The organism is Pseudomonas sp. FG36 (assembly GCF_057809275.1).
The window spans coordinates 44412-71247 of record NZ_JBMDJQ010000017.1 but is presented as its reverse complement, the minus strand read 5'-3'; the positions used below and the strand labels follow the sequence as shown (position 1 = coordinate 71247).

The following is a 26836-nucleotide window of genomic DNA, read 5'->3' as shown; positions in this document are numbered from 1 at the left end:
GCGGCAGGCCCCGAAATACAAGGCGTGCCGCGCAAAAGACCGGTCGTAGCGATAATCCGTGCATCCCGGCACCCAACACGCGCCACTGAAACGATATGTTGCAATTGCCGTTACAGATGGTCCGCATCCACCACCGCCTTGACGAACGCCTCGGGCGCTTCCTGCGGCAGGTTGTGGCCGATCCCGCCGCTCACCAGGCGATAGGCATACTTGCCGGTGAAGCGCTTGGCATAGGCCTCGGCCGGAGGGTGCGGCGCACCGTTGGCATCGCCTTCGAGGGCAATGGTCGGCACGCCGATGCTGGGGAACGTGGCCAGCCTGGCCTCCAGCGGGTCGTAGCGGGTCTCGCCTTGAGCCAGCCCAAGCCGCCAACGGTAGTTGTGCACGGTGATGGCGACCTGGTCGGGGTTGTCCAGCGCCTTGGCGCTGCGTTCAAAAGTGGCGTCGTCGAACGCCCACTGCGGTGAGGCGGTCTGCCAGATCAGGCGGGCGAAGGCGTGGCGGTTGCTGTCGTAGCCGGCTCGGCCGCGTTCGGTGGCGAAATAGTACTGGTACCACCACTGCAACTCGGCGCTGGGCGGCAGCGGGGCCTTGGCGGCTTCCTGGCTGCTGATCAGGTAGCCGCTGACCGTCACCAACGCCTTGACCCGCTCGGGCCACAGCGCCGAGACGATATCGGCGGTACGCGCGCCCCAGTCGAAACCGCCGAGCACGGCACGCTTGATCTGCAACGCGTCCATGAAGGCAATCACGTCGCTGGCCAGGGCGGCCGGCTGGGCGTTGCGCGGGGTTTTCTCGGAGAGGAAGCGGGTGTCGCCGTAGCCGCGGGCGTAAGGCACCAGTACGCGGTAGCCTTGGGCGGCGAGTTTAGGCGCCACCTGCTCGTAGCTGTGAATGTCGTAAGGCCAGCCGTGCAGGAGGATCACCACTGGCCCATTGGCAGGGCCCTGCTCGACGTAGGCGACGTCCAGATCGCCAGCCTGTACATGCTTGAGCGGGCCGAAGGTGGAGGCCTGGCGGGATGCCGCAGGCGTGCTGGTTTCTTCGGCCTGGCCTGGAGCGGCGACCAGCAGGGCCAGTGGCAGCAGGGCGCAGGCGAGCAGGGCTGGGCGGTTGAGGCGGTTGGCGGTGGCGAACATGGTGCATCTCCTTGGCGGGCCATCGGTGTGGGCTGGATGGCGTGTAGTTAAGGAGGTGGCTGTGTCCGGGGTGTGTCGGGTACGGGGGCAGTAGGCGTTGGTGTGTATCGGCAGGTGCTTGGTACACAGAAAGCTACAAAGCCGGGGCCGCGTTGCGGCCCGTCGCCGGCAAGCCGGCTCCCACACCGACCGCGCTGCCCTCAGGCCAAGTGCCGTCGAGTGGGGCGATACAGGCTCAGTCTTGCTTGTTCGCTTGCATCTGCAACCACTGCACCACCTGCTCGGCGGCCGAGCCTGCCAGCGGTGCATGGCTGGCCAGCAAGTGGAAGCCGGCGTCGCTGTGCAATTCATGGCCTTCCAGGGCCAGCACCAAGGTCCCGGCCTTGAGCGCGTTCTCCACCAGCAGGCGGGGCACCAGGGCGATGCCCATGCCTTGCTCGGCGGCCTCGATGGCGAGGATGGTCTGCGAGAACACCGGGCCGTTGAAGCGCGCGCCGGGCAATGCGTAGTGGTCGAACCAGCGCTTCCAGTTGTTGTGGCTGTCGGAGATCAGCGGATGTTGCGCAAGCTCCGCGGCTTGCCGCCAAGGGTGCGCGCCGCGCAGCCCCGGCGCGCACACCGGCACCGCCATGCCGGGCAGCAGGGGCAGGGCGTAGGCCTCGGCGAAGGGTGGCGCTCCCCAGCGCACGGCCAGGTCCACCGCGCCCTTGCCGCTCAGGGGGCGGGTGCTGTCGGAGGCGTCGATCATCAGGGCCACCTGCGGATGCGCCTCGGTCAGGCGCCCCAGGCGCGGGATCAGCCAGCGGCTGGCGAAGGCGGGGGTGGTGCTGAGCAGGACCTGCTGCGGATCGCGCTGGTTGTCGCGCTCCAGCAGTTCGCCGGTGGCGTCCTCGATGATCTCCAGGGCCAGGCGCACGCGGGCCAGGTAGTCGGCGCCGTCCCGGTTGGGCCGCAGGCCGCGGGGCAGGCGCTCGAACAAGGGGCGGCCAAGTTTGTCTTCCAGGGTGCGCACCTGCTGGGCGACCGCGCCCGGCGTGACATGCAGCTCGTCGGCGGCAGCGCGGAAGCTGCCCAGGCGGGCGGCGGCGTCGAAGGCCACCAGGTGATTGACGATGGCGGGGGCGTTGCGTCGCTTGGGCGCGCTCATCCAGTAGATTTCCTGCAGGCTGCTGCCAGTATTCGTGATTGGTGCGTTGAGCCGGATTCTGGCTTCATGGGCCCACTTGATCAACTCCCGGAAGGAGCGGCATATGTCTTCTCAGAAAGTGGCAATCATCACCGCAGGTGGCAGTGGCATGGGCGCGGAGGCTGCGCGGCGGCTGGCTGCCGACGGTTTCAGGGTGGCGATCCTGTCGTCCTCGGGCAAGGGCGAGGCCCTGGCGGCCGAGCTGGGCGGCATCGGTGTGACCGGCTCCAACCAGTCGGCAGAGGACCTGCAGCGTCTGGTCGATACCGTGATGCAGCAATGGGGGCGTATCGATGTGCTGGTCAACAGCGCAGGGCATGGCCCGCGTGCGCCGGTGCTCGAGCTCAGCGACGAGGACTGGCACCGGGGCATGGAGGTGTACTTCCTCAACGTGGTGCGCCCGACCCGCCTGGTGACCCCGATCATGCAGCGGCAAAAAGGCGGGACCATCATCAATATCTCGACCTTCGCCACCTTCGAGCCGGATCCGGCGTTCCCGACCTCCGGCGTGTTCCGCGCCGGGCTCGCGGCCTTCACCAAGCTGTTCGCCGACCGTTACGCGGCCGAGAACATCCGCATGAACAACGTGCTGCCAGGCTTCATCGACAGCCTGCCGGAGAAGGAAGAATTCCGTAGCCGGATTCCCATGGAGCGGTACGGCAAGGCCGAGGAAATTGCGGCCACTGTCAGCTTCCTTGCCTCCGAGGGCGCGGGTTACATCACCGGGCAGAACCTGCGGGTCGATGGGGGTATTACCCGCTCGGTGTAAGGGGTATGGCGAGCCTGTAGCAGGGCGGCGACTTCCGTTAGGATGTCGCCCCTGTTTCCCGCTATCCGGATTCCGCCCCATGAGCACACCGACATTCCGCCAGGCCACCTCCAGCGACGTGGACCGTTGCTACCAGATCGAGACCAGCGCCTACGAAGGCGACGAAGCCGCCACCCGGGAAAAGATCGCCACGCGCATCGCCCAGTACTCGGAAGGCTTTCTCGTGCTGGAAGCCGAGGGCCAGGTGATCGGCTTCATCAACAGCGGTTGCGCCGACCAGGTGGTGATGTCGGACGAGGCTTTCAAGGAACTGGTCGGGCATGACCCGCAGGCGCCCAATGTGGTGATCATGTCGGTGGTGCTCGACCCGGCGTACCAGGGCCAGGGCCATGCCAGCCGGTTGATGGCGCGCTTCGTCGCGCAGATGCGCGAGCGCGGCAAGGCCACCATCCACCTGATGTGCAAGGAGCGTCATGTCGGGTTGTACGAGAAGATGGGCTACGCCTATGTACGCCCGTCGGCTTCCGACCATGGCGGCATGGCCTGGCATGAAATGGTCATGGTGCTGTAGAGGCCCTTCGACTAGCATCGACGCTTTTCGCAGCCAGGGAGAGGCTTGTGAAGTACGTCGTGATCGAGACACACCGCAGTGAGTACCCTACGCCCATCACCTTCGCCCGTGGCACGCTGCTGGAGATCGGCCAGCGCTACGAGGGCGACGAGCAGTGGGAGGACTGGTACCTGTGCAGTTGCCAGGGCCAGGCAGCAGGGTGGGTGCCAGCTCAGTTCATCGAACGGCTGGGCGTGGGCCGGGGCAGGGCGCTGGAAGCCTATTCGGCCCATGAACTGGACGTCGACCCCGGCCAGCAGCTCGATAGCCTGCGCCCCTTGAATGGCTGGGCCTGGTGCCGCCGGGTGAGCAATGGCGAGCTCGGCTGGGTGCCGCTGGCCAAGCTGCGCGTGCTGGCGTGATCAACCTGCGGCCAGCACCGCCGCAGTGTCCAGAACGCGCGCATAGTCCATGGCCAGGTTGCTCAGGGCCAGGGCATGGACATCCTCCGCCGGCCACAGCCGGCCTTGCAGATCATGCTGGTCGAAGGTGTAGCAGGCGTCGCCTACCACCACCGTTGCGAACCCCAGGTTGCCCGCCGAGCGTGCGCTCGACTCCACCGAGTTGTTGGTGATCACGCCGGTGATGACCAGTTGCTGGATGCCGCGCTGGTGCAGCCAGTGTTCCAGGCCGCTGTTGCAGAAAGCGTCGGGCAGGTGTTTTTCGAACACGGCCTCGTTCGCCTGCGGGGTGAAGGCGGGCTGGAACTCGCAGCCGGGCTGACCTGGCCGGAACACCGAATCCGGATCGCGGGAGATATGGCGCACGTGCACCACCGGGCGCGTGCTCGCGCGCCAAAAGGTGAGCAGTTCGCTGATGCGCTGTTCGGCTTCGGGGTTGTTGCGACGGCCCAGGCGAGGGTGGTTGATGCCGTTCTGCATGTCGATGATCAGCAGGGCGGCGTTGCTGGCGAGCGCGGTCATCTGCGGTAGTTCTCCTTGTCTGGGCTTCGGACCGTAGCACAAGTGTGCTGCCTGCGCGGATGTACCGCGGGGCAAGCCTGCTCCCACGCCAACCGTGTTGACCTCAGGTTGTGCACGCGCGGGAGCCGGCTTGCCCCGCGATGGTCGACTACCATCTGATCCGCTTTTTTTCCACGAACCTGAATCTGTAACCGTATCAGCCACTGCCGGACAATACGCCCAGGCCCAGCCTTCCAATCCGGTGTGCGCTGGGCAGGCTGCCCCGCTGCACTACCGCAGCGGCCAGCCCCGCCGTTACGTCATCACACTGTAGAGGTTCCGATGGGCAAGCTCGCGCTGTTTCTGGGTGGTTTTCTGCTGCTGACTATCATGATTGGCCTGCTGGGCACCATTCCGCCAAGCTGAGCCGCAACTTTTTCCTGTCCCGGCCCGCCTGGCGCAATGGCGGGCCAGACTCTTCCCTCCCGGTTTCCCCGCCGAATACCGCAGTCGTCTAGACAAGCGGTAGCTGCAAGTCGTTCTCAAGTGCAAGTCGCTCGTGTAATCTCCCGCCCCCAATCAGAGGGCCCGGGCACACGGGCCATTCACTTGCCTTGGAGACAATACACACTATGGAATGCAAGAAAGGCACTGCAGCGATGCTGGAGTGGCGCGGTCGTTTTCTCGGCGAGGGCATCCTCCACGAAGAGGACTACGATCAGGCACTGCGCCGTGCCGAAGAGTTGGAGCGTTCCGGTGTGATCAGCGCAAGCGAATGGATCGAGTTGGTCAAGCTGGCCAACGTGGCCTTGCTGCGTTTGTAATTTTTCCTTCGAGCCTTGCGGAAACTGTCCACAAAAATCGTGGGTAGGTCTGTGGATAAAACGCTACAGGCCAGTATTGGCAGGCACTCTGTTAGATTGAGCAGAAATTGAGCAGCCCTGTTCAGGGCTGTTCCCACAGGCGCGGACGAGCATCGCGCAGGGCCTGCAGCAGTTCGCGAGCCCGCGCCGGCAGGTCGCCGGCGGGGTATACGGCATGCATCTGCGGGTCATGCCCGGTGCTGGACGTCAGGTGAAAATCGGGGCAGACCCGCACCAGCCGTCCGGCGCGTACCTCCGGTTCCCCCAGCCAATCAGCCAGCCGCGCGATGCCGGCACCCGCCAGGGTGCTTTGCATTACCGCCACCCCCGAACCCAGGCGCAGCCGCGGCCGTGGGCGCAGGCTGGAGATGCGCCCGTCCTTGCTGAAATGCCAGGCCTTGAGGATGCGCGGCGCGGTGTGCAGGATCAGCGCATGCCGCTCCAGGTCTTCCAGCCCCTGGGGCGTGCCGGCCTGCGCCAGGTACTCGGGGCTGGCGTACAGGTGGCGGCGATAACGCCACAGCGGGTAGCCGATCAGTTCGCTGGATTGCGGGAAGGCACCGCGGATCACAAAGTCCAGTTTGCCTTGCAGCGGATCCAGAGCCTGGTCGCTGTACTGCACGTCCAGGGTGACATGAGGGTGGCGACGAGAGAACCCGGCCAGCACTCCCGGCAATATCTGCTGGGCCAGCACCTCGGGTGCGGCCAGGCGGATCCAGCCCTGTGCGTTGCCGGTCAGCGCGGCCAACTCGTCGGCAGCATCCCGTTGCACATCCAGCAAGCGTTCGGCGTGGGGCAGCAGACGCTCGCCGGCCTCGGTCAATGACACGGCGCTGGCGCTACGGTTGAACAGCTTGGCGCCGCTGTTGTCCTCCAGCGCCTGCACGGCACGTGTTACCGCGCTGGGCGAGCGGCCCAGGGCACGGGCGGCGCTGACGAAGCTGCGCTTGTGCGCAACGCTGACGAATGCCTGAATTTCACGCAGCATGTCCAGGGCCATGGAAGGAATCCTCGTTGCAGTTTTCGCAATATGGCATTTCAACACAAGCGCCTGGCTTTGATTAGTCTGGCAGCCTGTTTTGTGCTGCCTGGACCTTCGAGATGATGGATATTGCCCTGCTTTCGCTGTTTGCCTTCGCCGCTGGCCTGATCGACGCTGCCGTCGGTGGCGGCGGGCTGATCCAGATCCCCGCGCTGTTCAACGTGCTGCCCAACGCCCAGCCGGCGGCGCTGCTGGGCAGCAACAAGCTGGCCTCGGTGTGCGGTACCACATTCGCGGCGCGCTCGTTCATCCGCAAGGTCAAACTGGACTGGGGGTTGATCGTGCCGGCGGCGCTGAGCGCCTTCGTGATGTCGTTCTTCGGCGCGGCCACCGTGTCCCTGGTGCCGGCAAGCGTGATGCGGCCGATGGTGCTGGTGCTGATCGTGCTGATGGCCGTCTACACCTTCTGCAAGAAGGATTTCGGCACTCTGCACAAACCCATGGCCATCGGCCGCAAGGAACAGTGCCTGGCGGTGCTGATCGGTGGCGCCATCGGCTTTTATGACGGGCTGTTCGGGCCGGGCACCGGCAGTTTCCTGATCTTCCTGTTCATCCGTTTCTTCGCCCTGGATTTCCTGCATGCCTCGGCCTCGGCGAAGCTGGTCAACATCGCTACCAACCTGGCCGCGCTGGTGTTCTTCATCCCGTCGGGCAATGTGCTGTGGGCCATTGCGCTGCCGATGGCGCTGTTCAATATCCTTGGCGCGCTGACCGGCACCTGGCTGGCGGTGCGCAAGGGCGTGGGGTTCGTGCGGGGGCTGTTCCTGGTGCTGCTGTGCGTGCTGATCGCCAAGCTGAGCTGGGACCTGCTGGCAGGTTGACTCACACCACCTGGCGCTGCCCGTCGGCCTGTTCGACCCGGTTGCGGCCCTGGGCCTTGGCCCGGTAGAGCGCCTGGTCGGCGCTGGCCAGCAGCTCGTCGAGGCTGGGTGCCGGGGTGTCGGCGGCGCAGCCGCTCACACCGATGCTCACGGTGATCCGCAGCGGCTGCCCGGGCTGCGCGATGTGCTGGTCCTGCACCGCCCGGCGCAGGCGCTCGGCGGTGAACCTGGCCAGCTCCGGCGCCAGCCCTGGCACGACGATGACGAACTCCTCGCCGCCCAGGCGGGCGAACAGCTCACCGTCGTGCAACTGGTCCTGCAGGGTCGTGGCGAACTGGCGCAGTACCTGGTCGCCGACAGCGTGGCCATGCTGGTCGTTGATGGTCTTGAAGTGATCGATGTCGAGCATCATCAAGGTCAGCGGTGCTTGCTGGCGGTTGTCGAGCAGGGCGTGGGCGCGGCGGATGAAGGCGCTGCGGCTGAGGGTGCCGGTCAGGTGGTCGATGGTCGCCTGGTGCGCCAGGCGCGCCATCAGGCTGCGGTTGGCGCTGCTGACGCAGGCCAGTACCAGCGGGCCGAGCACCAGCATGGCGATGCCCAGGCGCGCCGACATCAAGGTGGTGACCCCCGACTCGCTCTGCGGGATGTTGAAGTGCATGAGGTTCTGCGCCACGGCGACGATCAACGTGCTGCCCGCGGTAAGTGCCAGCAGCGAGACGAGGAAGGGCGAATAGCTCAGCGCGCACCACAGCAGCGCGGCAATCGGGAAGGCGATGGCGCCGGGCCCGCCGAAGACGATACTGACGCTCAGCGAGGCCAGCAGCACCAGCAACGGCGCCAGGCGCACCGTTTGCCCGGTATTGCCGGGGCGGGTCAGGGCCCTGGGCGATGGCGCGGTGAGCAGCACCGGCAGGACCAGCACGCTGGTGGAGAACTGTTCGCTGAACCAGGCCAGCCAGGTGGCGCGCAGCGATTGCTCGAACCACGGCGCGGCCATCACGCAGGCCAGGCTTGCGGCGACCATCGCGCCGACGGCGCAGGCGCCGAACAGGCACAAGGTGCCATGCGGGGTGCGCAGGCGACGATGCACGCGTGGCAGGCGGGCCATCAGGTACCAGATGGTGGCGATTGCGCCGAGGTTGCACAGGTTGAACCACAGGGCCGGGCGCCAGGCGCTTCCGCAGGCCAGGTCGGCAGCGACCATGGCCAGGTAGACTAGGACGAAGCCGGCGGGGGTGGCCTGGCGCGGGTTGCGCAGCAGCACGCCGGCGAGCACCGCGTTCACCGGCCAGAACAGCGACAGTGATTCGATCGGGCGGGCGAGGATGCCGCCCAGGGTCAGCGCCAGGGTCAAGCCGAACAGAATCAGCGGGGGCAGCAGGCGCGACGGGACTGGAGACACCATGAGCTCGACCGGCAAGCGAAGACAGAATCCAGGAAAACGGCTGTAGGCACCTGGGACGATGTCATGCCAGTGTCTTTCAACTGGTCAATTGATGTCAATTCGCCGCGATCGGCCCGGATCGTGCCGACGACTACAGCCCGAACACCCACGGCACCATCAGCACGGTCACCAGCATCACCAGCAGGGTGAACGGCACGCCAACCTTGACGAAGTCGGCGAAGCGGTACTGGCCGGGCCCCAGCACCAGGGTGTTGACCGGCGACGACACCGGCGTCATGAACGCCGCCGACGCCGCCAGGGCCACAGTCATGGCGAACGGGTAGGGCGACATGCCCAGCTGCTGCGCGGTGCTCACCGCCACCGGGGCCATCAGCACCGCAGTTGCGGTATTGGAGATGAACAGCCCGATCAGCGCCGTCACGGCGAACAGGCAGGCGAGAATCACGCTGGGTCCGGCGCCGCCGAGCGCACCGACCAGCGCACCGACGGCCAGGTCGATGCCACCGGTCTTCTGCAGGGCCAGGGCAAAGGGCAGCATGCCGACGATCAACACCAGGCTCTGCCAGTGGATCGCGCGGTAGGCGCTGTTCATGTCGATGCAGCGCCCGGCGCCCATCAGCAGGCAGCCGATTAGCGCCGCGATAACGTTGGGCACCAGGCCGCTGACCATCAGCCCGACCATCACCGCCAGGCTGATCAGCGCATAGGGCGCCCGGGCGCGCGCCGGCGCGACCTGGTCGATTTCCGCCGGCAGGCTCAGCACCAGGAAATCGCGTGGCTTGCCCTGCAGCTGGCGTACCGCCTTCCACGGGCCGACCACCAGCAGGGTGTCGCCCAGGCGCAGCTTTTCTTCCACCAGTTGCCCTTCGATGGCTTGCTGGTCACGGCGCAGGCCGACCACGTTGAGGTCGTAGCGGGTACGGAAGGTCAGTTCGAGGATGCTCTTGCCGATTAGTTGCGAGCCGGGCGGCAGCGAGACCTCCGCCATGCCCAGCTCCTGGGACTGGTCGATGAAGTAGGCGGCCTTGAAGTGCAGGGGTTCGAGCAGCATGGTCTGGCACAGGCTGCGCAGGTCATCGCGGTTGGCGAACAGGTCCAGCAACAGCACGTCGCCCTGCTGCAGCAGGGTGCCGGAGTCGGCGCTGATCACCCGGGTGGTGAACTTGTGCTGGCGCTCGATGCCGATCACGTTGGCGCCGTGGCGGGTGCGCAGCTCCAGCTCGCCGAGGGTGTGGCCGATCAGCGGCGAATGCGGGCGTATGCGCAGGCGCCGTTCGCGACCGTTGAGCTTGTAGTCCAGCACCAGGTCGAGCAGGGTGCGGCGGCTCTCGACCCGGCCGTCCTTGCGTACTTCGCCGTTGAGCCAGTGGCGGGTCAGCAGCATGTAGCCGACCCCGAGCACCAGTACCACCAGGCCGAAAGGGGTGAAGCTGAAGAAGCCGAAGCCCTGTTCGCCGTGGCGCACCAGTTCGCTGTGCACCACCACGTTTGGCGGCGTCGCCACCAGGCTCAGCATGCCGCTGATCAGGCCGGCGAAGCTCAGCGGCATCATCAGCCGGCTGGGCGAAAGCTGCTGGCGCGCGGCAATGCTCAGCACTACCGGGATGAAGATCGCCACCACGCCGGTGGAGCTCATCACCGAGCCCAGCCCGGCCACGGCCACCATCAGCAGCACCAGCAGGCGTGCCTCGCTGTTGCCGGCGCGCTCGCTCATCCATTCGCCGATGCGGTAGGCGATGCCGGTGCGCACCAGCCCTTCGCCGATCACGAACAGCGCGGCGATCAGCACCACGTTGGGGTCGCTGAAGCCGGCCATGGCCTGCTCCACGGTGAGGATGCCCGACAGGGGGAGGGCGACGATCACCAGCAGGGCGACCACGTCCATGCGCGGGCGGTTGAGGATGAACAGGACGACGACGACGGCCAGCAGGCCAAGGACCCAGAGCAGCTCATGGTTCATGGGGAGGGGGTGTTCCTTCACACAGGCACGAAAGGCAATGGCCCTAGTGTGGCAGCTTGACGCGACGGCGTCGTTGACGTGCTGCAGTGTTTTGCCGGGTGATGACCCGGCAAGGAGCAGTCGCTAGCGACCGCGCCGCCGCGACACCCGCGCCTCGATGTTCTTGCGCCCGATCAACAGCGGCGGTTTCTCCACCACCGGCTCGTCGGCCAGCCACTTGTACATCACCAGGCAATCGACCAGGCCCAGCTCGCCATGGCGGTAAGCCCTGGGCAGGCGCCCGACGGTCTCGAAGCCGAGCTTGTGCCACAGCGCCACGGCCACTTCGTTGGTCGCCACCACTGAATTGAACTGCAGGGCCAGGAAGCCTTCCTGGCGGGCGAGCTTCTGCGAATGCTCGCACATCAGCCTGGCCACGCCACGGCCACGGGCGTTTTCGCACACCATGTAGCCGCAGTTGCCCACATGCCCGCCAGGGCCGGCGGCATTGGCCTTGAGGAAGTAGGAGCCGAGCAGTTCGCCGTCTGCCTCGGCCACCAGGGTGCGCAACGGGTTCTCCAGCCACAGCGTGCGGGCCTGGTCGATATTCAGGGCGGGGTCGAAGGCGTAGGTCTGGCGAGCCTGGACAACGGCCTGGAAGGTCGGCCAGAAGCGCTCGAAGTCTTCCGGGGTCATGGGGCGAATCTGGATCATGGCGGTTCCTGCACGGGCTGAGCCGCCAAGTCTGGGTGCCAGGGCGTCGTCGCGCAAGGGCGGCGACGCCTTGGTGTGTCAGGCGCCGGCCTTGCCCACCGCGTCCAGGGCCCGGGCCGAGTAGACCAGTGCCGCGCCGGCGTTCATCGCCACCGCCACGCCCAGGGCCTCGGCGATCTCCTCGCGGGTGGCGCCATGCTTGACCGCCTGCTGCGAGTGCACGGCGATGCAGCCGTCGCAGCGGGTAGTGACGGCCACGGCCAGGGAGATCAGCTCGCGGGTCTTGGCGTCCAGGTGGTTGGTCTTGGCCCCGGCGCCACTGGCGGTCATGTAGCCGGCCACGGTATCGGGGGACAGTTGCTTGAGATCGCCGATGCCGGCCATCAACTGCTTACGGTAGGCGTCCCAGTCCATCATGCTCATCGTCTTCACCTTGTCAGGTTGGCAACAGGAGCTTTCAGGCTAGTCGAAGACGGGATATGCAGCGGGGAAAACACGCGCGGGGCAAGCCCGCTCCCACTGTTGCCAGGAGCGGGTTTGCCCCGCGAGGATGACGACCGGATCAGATGTAGATGAACACCAGCACCAGCGCCGCGACCACTGCCCACTTCTCCAGGTAGTAGCGGGTGCGGTTGCGCTTTTTCATGGCCTTGCCGCGTTCACGGATCTTGTAGATGCGCGTGAACAGGCGGTTGATGCCGCCGGTCTTGTCATTGGCGTCGTTGGGCGCGGCTGCGGCGGCCATCACGTTGCGGCTGAACCAGCGGTTGAAGGCGGCTGCCCAGCGGTACTTGAGCGGGCGCTCGACGTCGCAGAACAGGATAATGCGGTTGTGGTCGGTGGTGTTGGCGGCGTAGTGGATGTAGGTCTCGTCGAACACCACGCCCTCACCGTCGCGCCACGAGTACTTCTCGCCGTCCACGTCGATGTAGCAGCCATCGTCGTTGGGCGTGTCCAGGCCCAGGTGGTAGCGGTACGAGCCGGCGTAGGGGTCGCGGTGGCGCACCAGCTTGGCGCCCGGCGGCAGGGTGGCAAACATCGCCGCCTTGACCGTGCCGATGCCTTGCAGCAGCTCGGTGGTGCGTGGGCACAGGGTCATCGCCGAGGGGTGGCTCTCGCCGTACCACTTCAGGTAGAAGCGCTTCCAGCCGGTCTTGAAGAACGAGTTGAAGCCGACATCGTCATAGTTGTCGGACTTCTTGATCTCGCCGGCCTGCAGCAGTTGCTGGCCTTCCTTGCGGATCTCCTGCCAGTGGTCCTGCAGCACCTGCAGCTCGGGGAAGGCACTGACCGGCAGGTAAGGCTTGGCCGGGTGCTTGGAGAACAGGTACAGGAAGGCGTTGACTGGGGCCAGGAAGCTGGAGTGGTCGCCCAGCTGCCGGGTCAGCTTGTGACGCACCCGACCGCGCAGGTGAACATAGGCGATCGAGAGGACGAAGATCAGTACGAGTGCAATTTTCATGGACGTTTACTTGTCGAAAAATGGCCATGCGCCATGGCGTAAGCCAGCCAGCATAAACAATCGTGGCGCGGGTTTGTACTTATTGTTACGACAAAACCGCCCGACTTAGGTGGCATGGCCTACAGCTTGCGCAAACGATTCATGTGCATGAGTGGGGATTTTTTGACGATCCTGCGTTTACACTCGGGTGGCCGTCCATCCAGCAAGGAACTCCCGATGATCCAGGACGCACGCCCCAGCGGGGCTCCCTTCAAGCGGCTGTTCTTCGCCCTGGCGCTGGGCGGCGAACAGCGCCGTGGCATCAGCCAGTGGCGGCGTGGCCTGGGCCTGCGCAGCGGCAAGCCGGTACCGAGCGAGAACTTCCATGTGACCTTGCTGTTCCTGGGCGATGTCGATGCCGCCCAGGTGCCGGCGGTGTGCGCCGCAGTGGATGCGCTGCGGCTTCCTGAGGCCAAGCTGCGCCTGGTCCTCGACCAGTTGCAGGTGTGGCCGCGGGCTTCGGCGTTGGTGCTGGCGCCTGCGCAGCCGCCGTTGGCCCTGCGCCAGCTGGTGTACGACTTGCAGCAGGCGTTGCTGCCGCTGGGCATCGAGCCGTCGGTGCGTGAGTACCGGCCGCACCTGACCCTGTCCCGGGATTTTCGTGAGCCATTGCCGGAGGCGGGCGAGGCGCCGGCGTTCCACCTCATCGCCCGCCACTTCACCCTGTACGAGTCACGCAAGGGCCGCTACTGGCCTTTGGCCGAGTGGTCTCTGGCGCAGTGAAAGTGGCGGTCGATGCCCAGGCCGTCGAGGAAGTCCTGGTCGTGGGAAATCACCAGCAGCGCGTTGGGGTAATCCACCAGCACTTCCAGCAGGTGGGTGCGCATGCGCAGGTCGAGGTTGTTGGTCGGCTCGTCGAGGATCAGTAGCTGCGGCGGCCGGGCGGCGATGCAGGCCAGGGACAGGCGCGCCTTCTCGCCGCCGGACAGGCCCGCCACCGGCGCCTGCACCGCCTCGGCCTGGCGGAACAGGAAGTCCGCCAGGTGCGCGCGTAACTGTTCCAGCGGCCAATCCGGTACTAGTCGCGCCAGGGCTTCCTGCACATTGGCATCGGCGGGTAGGGTGTCGTAGTGCTGGTCGATGTAGCCGATCTGCTCGGGCGCCGGCAGCAGCCAGTCACCACGGCGCCAGACCCGCGGGTCGCCGAGGATCGCCCGCGCCAGGGTGGACTTGCCGCTGCCGTTGTTGCCGGTCAGGGCCAGGCGTTCGCCGCCGTCCAGCTGCAGATCGATGCCGCTGAGCACCGCTGTGTCTGCGTAGCCGACACTGCCGCCACGCACCTGGATCAGCACCCGCGAGGACTGGTCCGTCGCCGGCAGGTGGAAGCGTGGCACGATCACCGGCTCCGGGCGCAGCTCGGCCAACTGCTCGCCGAGTTCGCGCTGCTGCTGCAGGATCTGCGCCTGCTTGCGCCCGGCCGTGGTGTTGCCGCGGCCCAGCTTGGTCGGCGAGCGCACGGTCGCCCACTTGCTGTTCTGGATCGCCTTGACCCCGCGCTTGCGGGCGCCGGCGGCGCGGGCCTGCTCCTGCATCAGCGAGTCGTGGGCGTCGTCACGGGCGCGGCGCACCTCGGCGATGCGCTTGTCGAGCACGCCGCGCTGCAGGTCGCGCTCGGCCATGTAGTCGGCGTAGCTGCCGTTGAACACGTCGAGACGCCCGTGGTGCAGGTGCCAGAGCGTGTCACAGGTCTGGTTCATCAGCGCCACGTCGTGGGTCACCAGCACCAGGGTGCCATGAAAATGCTCGAGCATGCGCGCCAGTGAGCGGCGGTTGGCGGCGTCCAGGTGATTGGTCGGCTCGTCCAGCAGCAGCAGGTCGGGGCCCAGGGCCAGGGCCTGGCTCAATGCCCGGTTGACACGCTGGCCGCCACTGAGCGACGACTCGCCGTCCAGTACCTGGGCCACATGGCCGACACGCAAGCCACCGTGGCGCTCGATGTGCCCCTCGCTGGGCGCCAGGCTGCCCTGCAGCAGGCGCAGCAGTGACGACTTGCCGCTGCCGTTGTCGCCGATGATGGCGATGCGCTGCCCCCATTCGATGCGCGCGTCGAGTTCGCTGAAGAGGTGTTTGCGGCCATGGTGCATGCCCACGCCGTGTAGTTCGATCATTGCCATGGGATGGTGGCCCTCCTGGCCACGTTCGCGCTTGATCGGCAGCGCACATGGGCACGGCCTGCCTTGGCAAGCGCCCAATAAAAAACCCGCCACGAGGGCGGGTTTTTTTGCAGCTATCCGAAAATTACTCCGGACGAACCTGCGCAGCCTGCATGCCCTTCTGGCCTTTTTCGGCTACGAAGGAAACAGTTTGGCCTTCTTTCAGGCTTTTGAAACCGTCGGTTTCGATGGCCTTGAAGTGTACGAACAGGTCGTCGCCGCCGCCTTGAGGAGTGATGAAGCCGAAGCCTTTTTCATCGTTGAACCACTTGACGGTGCCGGTTTGGCGATTGGACATGGGGTGAATCTCCAGAAACATGATTTTTTATCGGGGTGCAGTGTCGCCTAAGCTTCAGTGGCACCGACGACACTATAGTCTAATTCTTCGCATCTAGCCCCTATTACCTTCGCAGGATGTTGATCCAGGGCAAAAGATGCGACGGATCGCCGGAAAATCCGGCCTATTTCGGCTTGCAGCTGGCCTGAACCACCTGCTGGGCCTTCTGCATCAGCTTGGCGTCTACGCCGTCCTGGCTGTCGAGGTCCTCGATCTCCTTGTCGTTGAAATTCTTCTTGATGGCTTGAGCACCACACTCGCAGTGCTTCTTGGCTGTCGCCGCATCCACGCCTTGGCCGCTCGCCACTTGTTGGCACTGCGCCATATAGGACGCTTCCTTGCCGGCGGGGAAATTGCCTGCGTTGGCAGCCAGGGGCAGCAGCAGGGCGCTCGCGGCGCAGGCAGCCAGAAGGGACTGAAGTCGCATAACCGGACACTCCTTGGTTAATGGTCTCATCAAGAGTAGGTTGCTTCAGAAAGTCTGATAGGAAATTTTCCGCAAGAGTTCACCGCCATGGCGTAAATTCCAAATATTTCTGCCGGCCGCTCTAGCCCCGTGCTAGCATGCTTCCCTTGCGCCACGCCCTGTGCGGGCGCATTTCTTTTTATACCTTCCAGTCACTCTGGTTCGTCCCTGGCAGGCCGAAAGGTCTCTGCCACTGTGAGGCAGGCTTTCCCGTGGGAAAGGCAGGGCGGATCTTGTACTGGCTCATCCCAACCCACGTGACCTTTGGTAGGGGTCACCACTAGGAGAGGAGGCGCCATGCCCGTTATTACTCTTCCCGATGGCAGTCAACGCACGTTCGACCAGCCGGTATCCGTAGCCGAAGTCGCCGCCTCGATCGGCGCAGGCCTGGCCAAGGCCACCCTGGCCGGCAAGGTCGACGGCAAACTCGTCGATGCCTGCGACAAGATCGACCACGACGCCACCCTGCAGATCATCACCCCTAAAGATGAAGAGGGACTGGAGATCATCCGTCACTCGTGCGCCCACCTGATCGGCCACGCAGTGAAGCAGCTGTACCCGACCGCCCGCATGGTGATCGGCCCGGTGATCGACGAAGGCTTCTATTACGACATCGCCTACGAGCGTCCCTTCACCCCGGACGACCTCGCCGCCATCGAAAAGCGCATGCAGCAGCTGATCGACACGGACTACGACGTCGTCAAGAAGATGACCCCGCGCGCCGAAGTCATCGACGTGTTCACCCAGCGTGGCGAAGACTACAAGCTGCGCCTGGTCGAGGACATGCCGGATGAACAGGCCATGGGCCTGTACTACCACGAAGAATACGTCGACATGTGCCGTGGTCCGCACGTGCCGAACACCCGCTTCCTGAAAGCGTTCAAGCTGACCAAGCTGAGCGGCGCTTACTGGCGCGGCGATGCCAAGAACGAGCAGCTGCAACGCGTGTACGGCACCGCCTGGGCCGACAAGAAGCAGCTGGCCGCCTATATCCAGCGCATCGAAGAAGCCGAAAAACGCGACCACCGCAAGATCGGCAAGCAGCTCGACCTGTTCCACCTGCAGGAAGAAGCCCCGGGCATGGTGTTCTGGCACGCCAACGGCTGGACTGTGTACCAGGTGCTCGAGCAGTACATGCGCCAGGTCCAGCGTGAAAACGGCTACCAGGAAATCAAGACCCCGCAGGTTGTCGACCGTATCCTCTGGGAGCGTTCCGGCCACTGGTCCAACTACGCCGAGAACATGTTCACCACTTCGTCGGAAAACCGCGACTACGCGGTAAAACCGATGAACTGCCCGTGCCACGTGCAGGTGTTCAACCAGGGCCTGAAGTCCTACCGCGACCTGCCGCTGCGCCTGGCCGAGTTCGGCGCCTGCCACCGCAACGAGCCGTCCGGCGCGCTGCACGGCATCATGCGCGTGCGTGGCTTCGTGCAGGACGACGCGCATATCTTCTGCACCGAAGAACAGGTGAAGAAGGAAGCCGCCGACTTCATCAAGCTGACCCTGGATGTGTACAAGGACTTCGGTTTCACCGACGTCGCCATGAAGCTGTCGACCCGTCCGGCCAAGCGCGTGGGCTCCGAAGAGCTGTGGGACCGTGCCGAAGGCGCACTGGCCGACGCCCTGAACGAGTCGGGCCTGGAGTGGGAATACCAGCCGGGCGAGGGCGCCTTCTACGGTCCGAAGATCGAGTTCACCCTGCGCGACTGCCTCGGCCGTAACTGGCAGTGCGGCACCCTGCAGTACGACCCGAACCTGCCCGAGCGCCTGGACGCCAGCTACATCGCCGAAGACAACAGCCGCGTGCGCCCGGTGATGCTGCACCGCGCCATCCTCGGTTCGTTCGAACGCTTCATCGGCATGCTCATCGAGCACTACGCCGGCGTGTTCCCGGCCTGGCTCGCCCCGACCCAAGCCGTGATCATGAACATCACCGACAAACAGGCCGATTTCGCCCTCGAGGTGGAAAAAGCCCTGAACGGTAGCGGATTCCGTGCCAAGTCGGACTTGAGAAATGAGAAGATCGGCTTTAAAATCCGCGAGCATACGTTGCTGCGGGTCCCTTATCTTTTGGTTATAGGGGATCGCGAAGTCGAAACGCAAACCGTCGCTGTGCGCACCCGCGAAGGCGCAGACCTGGGCTCGATGCCCGTCGCGCAGTTCGCTGAGCTGCTGTCGCAAGCGGTTTCCCGGCGTGGTCGCCAAGAATCGGAGTAATGACTATTAAGCGTGAAATGAGAAACGATAAACGAACTGCACCGAAAGCCCCGATCAACGAGAATATCTCGGCACGCGAGGTTCGGTTAATTGGTGCTGACGGCGAGCAGATTGGCATCGTCTCGATTGATGAAGCGCTGCGTATCGCTGATGAAGCGAAGCTGGATCTGGTGGAAATCTCTGCAGACGCGGTACCGCCCGTCTGCAAGGTGATGGACTACGGCAAGCACCTCTTCGAGAAGAAGAAGCAGGCCAACGAAGCCAAGAAGAACCAGAAGCAGATCCAGATCAAAGAAATCAAGTTTCGTCCAGGGACGGAAGAAGGGGATTACCAGGTAAAACTACGCAACCTGGTACGTTTCCTTAGCGATGGGGACAAGGCCAAGATCTCTCTGAGATTCCGCGGCCGTGAGATGGCCCACCAGGAGCTGGGCATGGAGCTGTTGAAGCGGGTCGAAGCTGACCTCGTGGAATACGGCACCGTTGAGCAGCATCCGAAGATGGAAGGACGCCAGCTTATGATGGTCATCGCCCCCAAAAAGAAGAAGTAATCTCCCGGGCACGGCAGGCCTGATGATTATTGTGTAATTTTTATTCGAATGCGGAGTTCCAACATGCCAAAAATGAAAACCAAGAGCGGTGCTGCGAAGCGCTTCCTGAAGACGGCTTCCGGCTTCAAGCACAAGCACGCTTTCAAGAGCCACATCCTGACCAAAATGTCGACCAAGCGTAAGCGTCAACTGCGCGGTGCCAGCTTGCTGCACCCGTCTGACGTGGCAAAAGTCGAGCGCATGCTGCGCGTTCGTTAATTCTGGTTAAGATAGAGGAAGTTACTCATGGCTCGTGTTAAGCGCGGCGTTATCGCTCGTAAGCGTCACAAAAAAATTCTGAAACTGGCTAAAGGCTACTACGGTGCACGCTCGCGCGTATTCCGCGTTGCCAAGCAAGCGGTCATCAAGGCAGGCCAATACGCCTACCGCGACCGTCGCCAGAAGAAGCGTCAGTTCCGCGCACTGTGGATCGCTCGAATCAACGCCGGTGCCCGCACCAACGGTCTGTCGTACAGCCGTCTGATTGCTGGCCTGAAAAAAGCGTCGATCGAAATCGACCGTAAGGTTCTGGCTGATCTGGCAGTGAACGAAAAAGCGGCGTTTGCTGCGATTGTCGAGAAGGCTAAAGCCGTACTGGCTTAAGTACCCACGACAATCATCCGGCGGCGCCTGCGCCGTCGGGTGTAAAACGTCATCGGATAGGGGAAGAGCCTTCAAAAGCTCTTCCCCTATTTTCGTATCTGGAGTCTGTACATGGAAAACCTGGACGCGCTGGTCGCCCAAGCCCTCGAGGCCGTGGAACGCGCTGAAGACATCACTACCCTGGAACAGATCCGGGTCCAATATCTCGGCAAGAAAGGCGAGCTGACCCAGGTGATGAAGACCCTGGGCAACCTGCCAGCCGAAGAGCGCCCCAAGGTCGGCGCGCTGATCAACGACGCCAAGGAACGCGTCACCGACGTGCTCAACGCACGCAAGGCCGCCTTTGAAGAGGCCGAGCTGAACGCTCGCCTGGCCGCCGAATGCATCGACGTGACCCTGCCAGGCCGTGGCCAGACCACCGGCGGGCTGCACCCGATCACCCGTACTCTCGAGCGCATCGAGCAGTTCTTCACCCACATCGGCTACGGCATCGCCGAAGGCCCTGAGGTCGAAGACGATTACCACAACTTCGAAGCGCTCAACATCCCCGGCCACCACCCGGCCCGGGCGATGCACGACACCTTCTACTTCAACGCCAACATGCTGCTGCGCACCCACACCTCGCCGGTCCAGGTGCGCACCATGGAAAGCACCCAGCCGCCGATCCGCATCGTCTGCCCAGGCCGTGTGTACCGTTGCGACTCGGATATTACCCACTCGCCGATGTTCCACCAGGTCGAAGGCCTGCTGGTCGATCGCGGCATCAACTTCGCCGACCTCAAGGGCACCATCGAAGAGTTCCTGCGGGTGTTCTTCGAGAAAGAACTGGCCGTGCGCTTCCGCCCGTCGTTCTTCCCCTTCACCGAGCCGAGCGCCGAAGTCGACATCCAGTGCGTGATGTGTTCCGGCAAGGGCTGCCGCGTGTGCAAGCAGACCGGCTGGCTGGAAGTGATGGGCTGCGGCATGGTCCACCCGAACGTGCTGCGCATGTCCGGCATCGATCCGGAAGAGTACCAGGGCTTCGCCTTCGGCATGGGCGCCGAGCGCCTGGCCATGCTGCGCTATGGCGTCAACGATTTGCGTCTGTTCTTCGACAACGACCTGCGGTTCTTGGCTCAATTCCGCTAGGCCCAATCGACGCAACTTTCAGGAGAACAGCATGAAATTCAGTGAACAGTGGCTGCGCGGTTGGGTAAACCCGCAAGTCTCCCGTGACGAACTGGTCGCCCGCCTGTCCATGGCCGGCCTCGAAGTCGACAGCGTGACCCCCGCTGCCGGCCAGTTCAGCGGCATCGTGGTGGGCGAGATTCTCACCACCGAACAACACCCGGACGCCGACAAGCTGCGCGTGTGCCAGGTAAGCAACGGCGCAGAGACCTTCCAGGTGGTCTGCGGCGCCCCGAATGCCCGCCCAGGCATCAAGATCCCGTTCGCCATGATCGGCGCCGAACTGCCGGGCGACTTCAAGATCAAGAAGGCCAAGCTGCGCGGCGTCGAATCCTTCGGCATGCTCTGCTCGGCTTCCGAGCTGCAGATCAGCGACGAGAACGACGGCCTGCTGGAACTGGCCGCCGACGCCCCGGTTGGCCAGGACATCCGTCAGTACCTGAACCTGGACGACGCCAGCATCGAGATCGGCCTGACCCCGAACCGCGGCGACTGCCTGTCCATCGCTGGCCTGGCCCGTGACGTCAGCGCCCTGTACGACGTGCCGGTCACCCGCCCGGTGGTGCCAGCCGTGCCGGCTGCGCACGACGAAGTGCGCCCGGTCGAAGTCAGCGCTCCGGCCGCCTGCCCGCGCTACCTGGGCCGCGTGATCCGCAACGTCGACCTGAGCAAGCCGACCCCGCTGTGGATGGTCGAGCGCCTGCGCCGCAGCGACGTGCGCAGCATCGACGCCGCCGTCGACATCACCAACTACGTGATGCTCGAGCTCGGCCAGCCGATGCACGCCTTCGACCTCGCCGAAATCAACGGCGGCATCCGCGTGCGCATGGCCGAGGAGGGCGAGAAACTCGTCCTGCTGGACGGCCAGGAAGTTGCCCTGCGCGCCGACACCCTGGTGATCGCCGACCACACTCGCGCCCTGGCCATTGCCGGCGTGATGGGTGGCGAGCACAGCGGCGTCAACACCGAGAAGACCCGCGACCTGTTCCTCGAGAGCGCCTTCTTCGAGCCGATCTCCGTCGCCGGCAAGGCCCGTTCCTACGGCCTGCACACCGACGCCTCGCACCGCTACGAGCGCGGCGTGGATTCGCAACTGGCCCGTGAAGCCATGGAGCGCGCCACCGCCCTGGTACTGGAGATCGTCGGCGGCGAAGCAGGTCCGATCGTCGAAGCCGTGAGCGAGCAGCACCTGCCGAACATCGCCCCGATCACCCTGCGCGACGAACGCATCACCCAGATGCTCGGCATGCAAATGCAAGCCGCCCAGGTCGAGCAACTGCTCAACGCTTTGGAGCTGAACACCAGCGCTAACGGGGCAGGGGAGTGGACTGTCACCGTCCCAAGCCACCGCTTCGACGTCAGCCTGGAAGTCGACCTGATCGAAGAGCTGGCCCGCCTGTACGGCTACAACAACCTGCCGGTCCGCTACCCGCAGGCCCGCCTGGCCCCGCAAGCCCGCCCGGAAACCCGTGGCGAGCTGCCGAACCTGCGTCGCCTGCTGGTCGCCCGCGGCTACCAGGAAGCCATCACCTACAGCTTCATCGACCCGAAACTGTTCGAGCTGTTCACCCCAGGCGTCGAGCCGCTGCTGCTGGCCAACCCGATCTCCAACGACATGGCCGCCATGCGCGCCTCGTTGTGGCCGGGCCTGGTCAAGGCCATGCAGCACAACCTCAACCGCCAGCAAGACCGCGTGCGCCTGTTCGAAAGCGGCCTGCGCTTCGTCGGCCAGCTCGGTGACCTCAAGCAGCAACCGATGATCGCCGGCGTCGTTACCGGCAGCCGCCTGCCGGAAGGCTGGGCCAACGGTCGCGACAGCATTGACTTCTTCGACGTCAAAGCCGACGTGGAAGCCCTGCTGGATTACTCCGGTGCCCTGAGCGACTTCACCTTCGCCGCCGGCAAGCACCCGGCCCTGCACCCCGGCCAGACCGCCCGCATCGAGCGCGACGGCAAGGAAGTCGGTTACCTCGGCGCCATCCACCCCGAGCTGGCCAAGACCCTCGGCCTCGACCGCCCGGTGTTCGTCTTCGAGCTGGTGCTCGGCGATGTAGTCGAAGGCCGCCTGCCGAAGTTCAGCGAGCTGTCCAAGTTCCCGGAAACCCGTCGTGACCTGGCCTTGATCGCAGGACGTGATGTAGCTTCTAGCTCGGTGCTTGAAGTAATTCGTGACAATGCGGGCGAATGGCTCACAGACCTCAGGCTGTTTGACGTCTACCAGGGTAAAGGCATTGATCCTGATAGAAAAAGCCTGGCGGTCGGCTTGACCTGGCAACATCCATCGCGCACTCTTAACGACGATGAGGTGAATGAAACCCTGCAAACCATCCTCACCTCGCTTGAACAAAGGTTGAACACCACGTTAAGGAAATAACGGCATGGGTGCTCTGACGAAAGCTGAGATGGCCGAAAGGCTGTACGAGGAGCTGGGGCTTAACAAGCGTGAGGCCAAGGAGCTGGTCGAGCTGTTTTTCGAAGAAATTCGGCACGCGCTTGAAGACAACGAGCAGGTCAAGTTGTCCGGTTTCGGCAACTTCGACCTTCGCGACAAACGCCAGCGGCCGGGCCGCAACCCTAAAACAGGGGAAGAGATCCCGATCACCGCGCGCCGCGTCGTCACCTTTCGTCCAGGGCAGAAGCTGAAAGCCCGGGTAGAGGCCTATGCTGGAACCAAGCCATAACGACGAGCTGCCCCCCATCCCGGGCAAACGCTACTTCACCATCGGTGAAGTCAGCGAGCTCTGTGCGGTAAAGCCGCACGTGCTGCGCTACTGGGAGCAGGAATTCACGCAGCTCAACCCGGTGAAGCGCCGTGGCAACCGGCGGTACTATCAGCGCCAGGACGTGCTGATGATCCGCCAGATCCGCGCTTTGCTGTATGACCAAGGCTTTACCATTGGCGGGGCGCGGTTACGGCTCTCCAGTGATGAGGTCAAGGATGAGTCCAGCCAGTACAAGCAGCTGATTCGGCAGATGATTGCGGAGCTGGAGGATGTGTTGGTGGTGCTCAAGAAGTGACCAAAGCCGACGAGTGGAAAGTTTTTTGAAAAAAAGCTTCCATTAATCAAAAGGTTAGGGTACATTTCTTCTCGTTCTCGGCAACATCGAGAACCGCCTTGTCGGGGCGTAGCGCAGCCCGGTAGCGCACTTGCATGGGGTGCAAGGGGTCGAGTGTTCGAATCACTCCGTCCCGACCATTATTGAAACGAAAAAGCCCAGTCGGCAACGACTGGGCTTTTTCGTTTTTGTCTGTTTTTTTAAAGCACGGGGTCAGTATTCGAATGTTCGATTTCGTGTCTACGAGTATAAGTTGACAATGGCTTTATGATAGCATTAAAGGTAGGTAGTCTTAGCCATCAACCGATATATGGAGTGGTCGGAAATTATGACTCGTAAACAAAAGATTGAAATCACGGACGACCAACGTACCGCAGCAGAGGCGCAAATCAGGGAGGAGCAAACAATTGTTGATTACGAGACAAAAGAATATATTGTTGAACTTTTAGTGTCTAAGTATTCTGAAGGCTTAGAGCAAGATGAGAATGAACTGTTCATCCCAGATTATCAAAGGGATTTTGTCTGGGATGTAAAAAGGCAAAGTAAGTTTATCGAGTCTGTGATGTTGGGGTTGCCTATACCTTACGTCTTTACTGCTGTCACCCCAAAGGAAGTTGAAGGTGATGATGAGGATGAGGGTAGAGTCGAAATTGTAGATGGGTCACAGCGAATTCGGACATTGGCTCATTTTTTGAAGGATGGTCTTCGTCTAGAGGGGTTGGAAAAGCTACATTTGCTAAATGGCTTCAAATTCTCCGATCTCGCGATCTCCAGGCGCCGTAAGCTTAACAGGAGGCCGATTAGGATTATTGAGCTGTCAGAGAAAGCCGACGCTCAAGTGCGGCGAGATATTTTTGAGCGAATCAACACCGGTAGTGATGAGCTTAAAGATATGGAGAAACGCAAAGGGATATTTGTCGGAGCTTTTTACGACTTCATCAAGGAATGTGCGCGTGATCCGAAGTTTATCGATCTATGTCCTATTTCTGAAAAGAAAGCAGTGCGAGAAGAGCGCGAAGAAATGGTTCTCCGCTATTTTGCTTACTCTGATAACTATGAAGACTTTAAGCATGGGGTTGCTGAGTTCTTAAACTCATATATAAAAAAGCATAAAGATAATTTCGATAAGGCACGAATGGAAAAAGAGTTTGCTGCCATGTTGAAATTTGTGGAAAAGTATTTTGAGCTCGGCTTCAAAAAGTCAGAAAGTAATAAATCAGTTCCCCGGGTTAGGTTTGAAGCAATCTCTGTAGGTGTTATATTGGCTCTTCGTGAGAAGCCTCGCCTTAAGGTTCGAACTGAAGATGTAAGCGCTATGCTTAACTCTGATGATTTCCACAGGCTCACTAGTTCCGATGGTAGTAACTCAAGGCCAAAAGTAGTTTCTCGTGTCGAGTACGTTCGGGATGCCCTCTTGGGGGGCGCATGATAATGATGGCTAAAGAGGATTTCAGAGATAGGTCTAGTCAGGTAGCCAGATACTTGCTTTGGCTTTCAAGGCAAGAAAAGGCTGGAAGTCTGCCGGAAGGTGTTCTCAATACAGCTAAGGCATCTGCTCTGTTGCTGCTATACAACTTGATGGAATCTACCTCTTCGAACGCTATTCAGACAATTTTTGATACGATGGTTACTAAGGCTGTAAATTATGACCAGCTTTCACCTAGCTTAAAATTAGTCACCGTGAAAAATTTTAAGCGTAGGGCTGCAGATAAAATGGCAGCCGCTTTGCAAAATATTGCAACTGATATTTATAAAGTGTCTTTTGAGCGTGATGATATTTTTTCAGGGAACGTGGACGCTCAAGAGCTCAGGACCACAATGAGAGATTTCGGGATAGTGCAGAGCCATAGCTATAAGGAGCCTGAGCTTTTAAACTTGAAAAATAGTCGCAATAGCTTGGCGCATGGAAATCTTTCCTTTTATGAGGTTGGTAAGGATTTGAGTGCCAGGGAGATAGTTTTAAAATATTGGCGGGTTCGAGTTTTTTTTAATAATATGCTTTCCGATTTTGATAAGTTTCTTTCGGAGCAAAAATATTTGAGCGTGACTTGAACGGACGGGGCATCAACGCCCCGTGCTGTTTTTTAGGTGCTGGATGAAGCTTAGTCCTATAACTTCCCCTAGGCGAACAGGAACTGCATTGCCAATCATTTTTCCAACAGCTTTAAAGTTTGTTTTCTCTGAGGGGGGCTGAAATGAGTAGTCAATAGGAAAAGACTGCAGGATTGATGCTTCCCTAAGTGAAATGGCACGATGCTGTGTTGGATGGCCGAATCTTCCATTCCCAAAGCCATAGCAAAGAGTAGTTATGGTCGGGCTTGGCTCATCCCAAGACATGCGCCCGTAGACTCCCACATATGACTTTCCGGTCGGTTTTGTGTGGCATTTCGCACGTAGGTGCTCAGGCCAATCCTTCCAAGTTCCGCCAGGCTGCGAGGCTTTGATTCGTAATAGGTTCAACGAAGAAAGCTTTTGAGTGGCATGAAGGGCGTCGTTGGGGTCAGTTGCGCCTGCTGCTAATTGCGGTTGATCGTTTATCGCATCTCGAACACTTAAAAAATTTCCCATATGCGTTGGAGCAATAATGGAAATTTCGCCCAATAGAGAAGCCATGAGAACGTGTCTTCGTCGGACCTGTGGTAAGCCATACTCCTCACATTTGACCTTACCTTCCCACACGTAATATCCTAAAGTTTTTAATTCTGAAACAAAATCTTTATATACTTTATGTTTTGTGACATGAGGCACATTTTCCATGGTTACTAGTTGAGGTTTGGCTTCTCTTATGAGACGCGAGAATTGATAGAGGAGAGGCCACTTGTTATCCTGCGTAGTGTCTCGTCCTTGATTGTAAGTGGAAAATGGTTGGCATGGGGCGCAGCCAGCTAGGAGTTTGATTTTTCCAGGGGTGTAGAGGCTAATAAGTTCATTGGCGCTTAAGTCGCCTACATCTTTTTCATAAAATGGAGTGTTATTATTGAAAGTGTAGGCGTGCTGACATGAGCTTTCAATGTCGAAGCCGCCTAAGACTTGTATTCCTGATTTTAATAGCCCTGCGGTCAGACCGCCAGCACCACAAAATAAATCTATTGCTTCAATCATGCCTATCTCCTGAGCTGGCTATTATAGGGTAATTACGCGTCTTACGCAGCACGAAGGTGAAGCGCGTTCCTCCTTTGCAGAGGCGGGCTTGCGAAGCGCTTGAGAGTGGTCCAGTAGACTGGTCTGGGATCTGCTCGGCAGGAGTATGGGGGAAGGTGGCATCCTCAGGACCGTGAGTTTTTAGCGTCGACTGGCGTGATGTCAATGCGCCATGACTGTAGGGGCTCGGGCTTGCCCACCAAGATAATCG

Annotated in this window: 29 protein-coding genes and 1 tRNA gene; 17 read left to right on the top strand and 13 right to left on the bottom strand. The window is 61.9% G+C overall.

The genetic code is table 11. The features are described 5' to 3' along the window. Positions 1-110 precede the first annotated feature (110 nt). Positions 111-1139: an alpha/beta fold hydrolase gene (locus tag ACODS9_RS15055; RefSeq protein WP_489094179.1), complete on the bottom strand. Its 1029-nt coding sequence runs from the start codon at positions 1137-1139 to the stop codon at positions 111-113. Between the two features lie 235 nt (positions 1140-1374). Beyond that, positions 1375-2286 (bottom strand): LysR substrate-binding domain-containing protein, encoded by a 912-nt coding sequence (locus ACODS9_RS15050; protein WP_489094178.1) that lies wholly within the window; start codon positions 2284-2286, stop codon positions 1375-1377. A 103-nt stretch (positions 2287-2389) separates the two neighbouring features. On the opposite strand from ACODS9_RS15050, the gene ACODS9_RS15045 reads away from it, so the two are divergent. From ACODS9_RS15045 to ACODS9_RS15035, 3 genes are all read left to right on the top strand, one after another. After that, entirely contained in the window at positions 2390-3094 is a 705-nt protein-coding gene (locus ACODS9_RS15045) for an SDR family oxidoreductase (RefSeq protein ID WP_160291153.1), read from the top strand. Between the two features lie 79 nt (positions 3095-3173). Then, positions 3174-3665 (top strand): GNAT family N-acetyltransferase, encoded by a 492-nt coding sequence (locus ACODS9_RS15040; protein WP_489094177.1) that lies wholly within the window; start codon positions 3174-3176, stop codon positions 3663-3665. A 47-nt stretch (positions 3666-3712) separates the two neighbouring features. Further along, positions 3713-4066: an SH3 domain-containing protein gene (locus ACODS9_RS15035; protein WP_489094176.1), complete on the top strand. Its 354-nt coding sequence runs from the start codon at positions 3713-3715 to the stop codon at positions 4064-4066. On the opposite strand, the gene ACODS9_RS15030 is transcribed toward ACODS9_RS15035, so the two are convergent. Continuing rightward, positions 4067-4627 carry a cysteine hydrolase family protein gene (locus ACODS9_RS15030; protein ID WP_489094175.1) on the bottom strand — a complete coding sequence of 187 codons (561 nt, stop codon included), beginning with the start codon at positions 4625-4627 and terminating at the stop codon, positions 4067-4069. 611 nt (positions 4628-5238) lie between these two features. On the opposite strand from ACODS9_RS15030, the gene ACODS9_RS15025 reads away from it, so the two are divergent. Beyond that, positions 5239-5430, top strand: coding sequence for a hypothetical protein (locus ACODS9_RS15025; RefSeq protein ID WP_031315428.1), 192 nt, complete (start codon positions 5239-5241; stop codon positions 5428-5430). Between the two features lie 121 nt (positions 5431-5551). On the opposite strand, the gene ACODS9_RS15020 is transcribed toward ACODS9_RS15025, so the two are convergent. After that, positions 5552-6469, bottom strand: coding sequence for a LysR family transcriptional regulator (locus tag ACODS9_RS15020; RefSeq protein ID WP_489094174.1), 918 nt, complete (start codon positions 6467-6469; stop codon positions 5552-5554). 101 nt (positions 6470-6570) lie between these two features. Here ACODS9_RS15020 and ACODS9_RS15015 point away from each other — a divergent pair, with 101 nt between their 5' ends. Then, a complete protein-coding gene (locus ACODS9_RS15015; RefSeq protein ID WP_489094173.1) occupies positions 6571-7332 on the top strand; it encodes a sulfite exporter TauE/SafE family protein in 762 nt (253 codons plus the stop codon). Position 7333: 1 nt separating this feature from the next. On the opposite strand, the gene ACODS9_RS15010 is transcribed toward ACODS9_RS15015, so the two are convergent. From ACODS9_RS15010 to lpxO, 5 genes are all read right to left on the bottom strand, one after another. Continuing rightward, entirely contained in the window at positions 7334-8752 is a 1419-nt protein-coding gene (locus ACODS9_RS15010) for a GGDEF domain-containing protein (protein ID WP_489094172.1), read from the bottom strand. Positions 8753-8867: 115 nt separating this feature from the next. Continuing rightward, positions 8868-10697, bottom strand: a complete 1830-nt coding sequence (locus tag ACODS9_RS15005; protein WP_489094171.1) for an SLC13 family permease — start codon at positions 10695-10697, stop codon at positions 8868-8870. Between the two features lie 123 nt (positions 10698-10820). After that, the gene (locus ACODS9_RS15000; protein ID WP_489094170.1) at positions 10821-11390 is read right to left on the bottom strand and encodes a GNAT family N-acetyltransferase; all 570 of its coding nucleotides are present in this window, start codon (positions 11388-11390) and stop codon (positions 10821-10823) included. Positions 11391-11468: 78 nt separating this feature from the next. Beyond that, on the bottom strand, positions 11469-11813 hold the full coding sequence (locus tag ACODS9_RS14995) for a carboxymuconolactone decarboxylase family protein (protein WP_046856072.1): 345 nt from the start codon (positions 11811-11813) through the stop codon (positions 11469-11471). Between the two features lie 139 nt (positions 11814-11952). Then, a complete protein-coding gene (gene lpxO / locus ACODS9_RS14990; protein WP_489094169.1) occupies positions 11953-12852 on the bottom strand; it encodes a lipid A hydroxylase LpxO in 900 nt (299 codons plus the stop codon). A gap of 216 nt (positions 12853-13068) precedes the next feature. Between lpxO and thpR the strand changes: the two genes are divergently transcribed. Next, on the top strand, positions 13069-13614 hold the full coding sequence (thpR, locus tag ACODS9_RS14985; RefSeq protein WP_489094168.1) for an RNA 2',3'-cyclic phosphodiesterase: 546 nt from the start codon (positions 13069-13071) through the stop codon (positions 13612-13614). Here thpR and ACODS9_RS14980 read toward each other — a convergent pair. The 3 genes from ACODS9_RS14980 to ACODS9_RS14970 all read right to left on the bottom strand — a co-directional run bounded on the left by ACODS9_RS14980 (position 13578) and on the right by ACODS9_RS14970 (position 15808). Next, on the bottom strand, positions 13578-15005 hold the full coding sequence (locus ACODS9_RS14980) for an ABC-F family ATP-binding cassette domain-containing protein (protein WP_489094167.1): 1428 nt from the start codon (positions 15003-15005) through the stop codon (positions 13578-13580). The genes thpR and ACODS9_RS14980 overlap by 37 nt on opposite strands. A 124-nt stretch (positions 15006-15129) precedes the next feature. After that, on the bottom strand, positions 15130-15342 hold the full coding sequence (locus tag ACODS9_RS14975) for a cold-shock protein (protein ID WP_007956027.1): 213 nt from the start codon (positions 15340-15342) through the stop codon (positions 15130-15132). Between the two features lie 163 nt (positions 15343-15505). Beyond that, positions 15506-15808, bottom strand: a complete 303-nt coding sequence (locus tag ACODS9_RS14970; protein ID WP_046856070.1) for a hypothetical protein — start codon at positions 15806-15808, stop codon at positions 15506-15508. A 336-nt stretch (positions 15809-16144) separates the two neighbouring features. Here ACODS9_RS14970 and thrS point away from each other — a divergent pair, with 336 nt between their 5' ends. From thrS to ACODS9_RS14915, 11 genes are all read left to right on the top strand, one after another. Then, complete coding sequence (thrS, locus tag ACODS9_RS14965; protein ID WP_046856069.1) at positions 16145-18067, top strand: threonine--tRNA ligase; 1923 nt, start codon at positions 16145-16147, stop codon at positions 18065-18067. Next, on the top strand, positions 18067-18618 hold the full coding sequence (gene infC, locus ACODS9_RS14960; protein WP_172670897.1) for a translation initiation factor IF-3: 552 nt from the start codon (positions 18067-18069) through the stop codon (positions 18616-18618). The genes thrS and infC overlap by 1 nt, the downstream gene beginning before the upstream one ends. Before the next feature lie 63 nt (positions 18619-18681). Continuing rightward, on the top strand, positions 18682-18876 hold the full coding sequence (gene rpmI, locus ACODS9_RS14955) for a 50S ribosomal protein L35 (RefSeq protein WP_003250667.1): 195 nt from the start codon (positions 18682-18684) through the stop codon (positions 18874-18876). 27 nt (positions 18877-18903) lie between these two features. Beyond that, positions 18904-19260, top strand: a complete 357-nt coding sequence (gene rplT / locus ACODS9_RS14950) for a 50S ribosomal protein L20 (protein ID WP_003250671.1) — start codon at positions 18904-18906, stop codon at positions 19258-19260. A gap of 111 nt (positions 19261-19371) precedes the next feature. Beyond that, complete coding sequence (gene pheS / locus ACODS9_RS14945; RefSeq protein WP_023629191.1) at positions 19372-20388, top strand: phenylalanine--tRNA ligase subunit alpha; 1017 nt, start codon at positions 19372-19374, stop codon at positions 20386-20388. A gap of 31 nt (positions 20389-20419) precedes the next feature. Then, on the top strand, positions 20420-22801 hold the full coding sequence (gene pheT / locus ACODS9_RS14940; protein ID WP_489094166.1) for a phenylalanine--tRNA ligase subunit beta: 2382 nt from the start codon (positions 20420-20422) through the stop codon (positions 22799-22801). Between the two features lie 4 nt (positions 22802-22805). Further along, entirely contained in the window at positions 22806-23108 is a 303-nt protein-coding gene (ihfA, locus tag ACODS9_RS14935; RefSeq protein WP_009394049.1) for an integration host factor subunit alpha, read from the top strand. Further along, positions 23089-23445 carry a MerR family transcriptional regulator gene (locus ACODS9_RS14930; RefSeq protein ID WP_023629031.1) on the top strand — a complete coding sequence of 119 codons (357 nt, stop codon included), beginning with the start codon at positions 23089-23091 and terminating at the stop codon, positions 23443-23445. The genes ihfA and ACODS9_RS14930 overlap by 20 nt, the downstream gene beginning before the upstream one ends. A gap of 102 nt (positions 23446-23547) precedes the next feature. Next, a tRNA-Pro gene (locus ACODS9_RS14925) sits at positions 23548-23624 on the top strand. 188 nt (positions 23625-23812) lie between these two features. Beyond that, the gene (locus ACODS9_RS14920; protein WP_489094165.1) at positions 23813-24913 is read left to right on the top strand and encodes a DUF262 domain-containing protein; all 1101 of its coding nucleotides are present in this window, start codon (positions 23813-23815) and stop codon (positions 24911-24913) included. A gap of 2 nt (positions 24914-24915) precedes the next feature. Further along, on the top strand, positions 24916-25536 hold the full coding sequence (locus ACODS9_RS14915) for an MAE_28990/MAE_18760 family HEPN-like nuclease (RefSeq protein WP_489094164.1): 621 nt from the start codon (positions 24916-24918) through the stop codon (positions 25534-25536). 12 nt (positions 25537-25548) lie between these two features. Here ACODS9_RS14915 and ACODS9_RS14910 read toward each other — a convergent pair whose 3' ends face one another. Continuing rightward, a complete protein-coding gene (locus ACODS9_RS14910) occupies positions 25549-26586 on the bottom strand; it encodes a DNA cytosine methyltransferase (protein ID WP_489094163.1) in 1038 nt (345 codons plus the stop codon). Positions 26587-26836 lie beyond the last annotated feature (250 nt).

What these genes read in the sequence shown, in the direction of transcription:
- ACODS9_RS15055 (WP_489094179.1), bottom strand. Translation starts at nt 1,139, where the DNA reads ATGTTCGCCACCGCCAACCGCCTCAACCGCCCAGCCCTGCTCGCCTGC.
- ACODS9_RS15050 (WP_489094178.1), bottom strand. Translation starts at nt 2,286, where the DNA reads ATGAGCGCGCCCAAGCGACGCAACGCCCCCGCCATCGTCAATCACCTG.
- ACODS9_RS15045 (WP_160291153.1), top strand. Translation starts at nt 2,390, where the DNA reads ATGTCTTCTCAGAAAGTGGCAATCATCACCGCAGGTGGCAGTGGCATG.
- ACODS9_RS15040 (WP_489094177.1), top strand. Translation starts at nt 3,174, where the DNA reads ATGAGCACACCGACATTCCGCCAGGCCACCTCCAGCGACGTGGACCGT.
- ACODS9_RS15030 (WP_489094175.1), bottom strand. Translation starts at nt 4,627, where the DNA reads ATGACCGCGCTCGCCAGCAACGCCGCCCTGCTGATCATCGACATGCAG.
- ACODS9_RS15025 (WP_031315428.1), top strand. Translation starts at nt 5,239, where the DNA reads ATGGAATGCAAGAAAGGCACTGCAGCGATGCTGGAGTGGCGCGGTCGT.
- ACODS9_RS15020 (WP_489094174.1), bottom strand. Translation starts at nt 6,469, where the DNA reads ATGGCCCTGGACATGCTGCGTGAAATTCAGGCATTCGTCAGCGTTGCG.
- ACODS9_RS15015 (WP_489094173.1), top strand. Translation starts at nt 6,571, where the DNA reads ATGATGGATATTGCCCTGCTTTCGCTGTTTGCCTTCGCCGCTGGCCTG.
- ACODS9_RS15005 (WP_489094171.1), bottom strand. Translation starts at nt 10,697, where the DNA reads ATGAACCATGAGCTGCTCTGGGTCCTTGGCCTGCTGGCCGTCGTCGTC.
- ACODS9_RS15000 (WP_489094170.1), bottom strand. Translation starts at nt 11,390, where the DNA reads ATGATCCAGATTCGCCCCATGACCCCGGAAGACTTCGAGCGCTTCTGG.
- ACODS9_RS14995 (WP_046856072.1), bottom strand. Translation starts at nt 11,813, where the DNA reads ATGAGCATGATGGACTGGGACGCCTACCGTAAGCAGTTGATGGCCGGC.
- lpxO (WP_489094169.1), bottom strand. Translation starts at nt 12,852, where the DNA reads ATGAAAATTGCACTCGTACTGATCTTCGTCCTCTCGATCGCCTATGTT.
- thpR (WP_489094168.1), top strand. Translation starts at nt 13,069, where the DNA reads ATGATCCAGGACGCACGCCCCAGCGGGGCTCCCTTCAAGCGGCTGTTC.
- ACODS9_RS14980 (WP_489094167.1), bottom strand. Translation starts at nt 15,005, where the DNA reads ATGGCAATGATCGAACTACACGGCGTGGGCATGCACCATGGCCGCAAA.
- ACODS9_RS14975 (WP_007956027.1), bottom strand. Translation starts at nt 15,342, where the DNA reads ATGTCCAATCGCCAAACCGGCACCGTCAAGTGGTTCAACGATGAAAAA.
- ACODS9_RS14970 (WP_046856070.1), bottom strand. Translation starts at nt 15,808, where the DNA reads ATGCGACTTCAGTCCCTTCTGGCTGCCTGCGCCGCGAGCGCCCTGCTG.
- thrS (WP_046856069.1), top strand. Translation starts at nt 16,145, where the DNA reads ATGCCCGTTATTACTCTTCCCGATGGCAGTCAACGCACGTTCGACCAG.
- infC (WP_172670897.1), top strand. Translation starts at nt 18,067, where the DNA reads ATGACTATTAAGCGTGAAATGAGAAACGATAAACGAACTGCACCGAAA.
- rpmI (WP_003250667.1), top strand. Translation starts at nt 18,682, where the DNA reads ATGCCAAAAATGAAAACCAAGAGCGGTGCTGCGAAGCGCTTCCTGAAG.
- rplT (WP_003250671.1), top strand. Translation starts at nt 18,904, where the DNA reads ATGGCTCGTGTTAAGCGCGGCGTTATCGCTCGTAAGCGTCACAAAAAA.
- pheS (WP_023629191.1), top strand. Translation starts at nt 19,372, where the DNA reads ATGGAAAACCTGGACGCGCTGGTCGCCCAAGCCCTCGAGGCCGTGGAA.
- pheT (WP_489094166.1), top strand. Translation starts at nt 20,420, where the DNA reads ATGAAATTCAGTGAACAGTGGCTGCGCGGTTGGGTAAACCCGCAAGTC.
- ihfA (WP_009394049.1), top strand. Translation starts at nt 22,806, where the DNA reads ATGGGTGCTCTGACGAAAGCTGAGATGGCCGAAAGGCTGTACGAGGAG.
- ACODS9_RS14930 (WP_023629031.1), top strand. Translation starts at nt 23,089, where the DNA reads ATGCTGGAACCAAGCCATAACGACGAGCTGCCCCCCATCCCGGGCAAA.
- ACODS9_RS14920 (WP_489094165.1), top strand. Translation starts at nt 23,813, where the DNA reads ATGACTCGTAAACAAAAGATTGAAATCACGGACGACCAACGTACCGCA.
- ACODS9_RS14915 (WP_489094164.1), top strand. Translation starts at nt 24,916, where the DNA reads ATGATGGCTAAAGAGGATTTCAGAGATAGGTCTAGTCAGGTAGCCAGA.
- ACODS9_RS14910 (WP_489094163.1), bottom strand. Translation starts at nt 26,586, where the DNA reads ATGATTGAAGCAATAGATTTATTTTGTGGTGCTGGCGGTCTGACCGCA.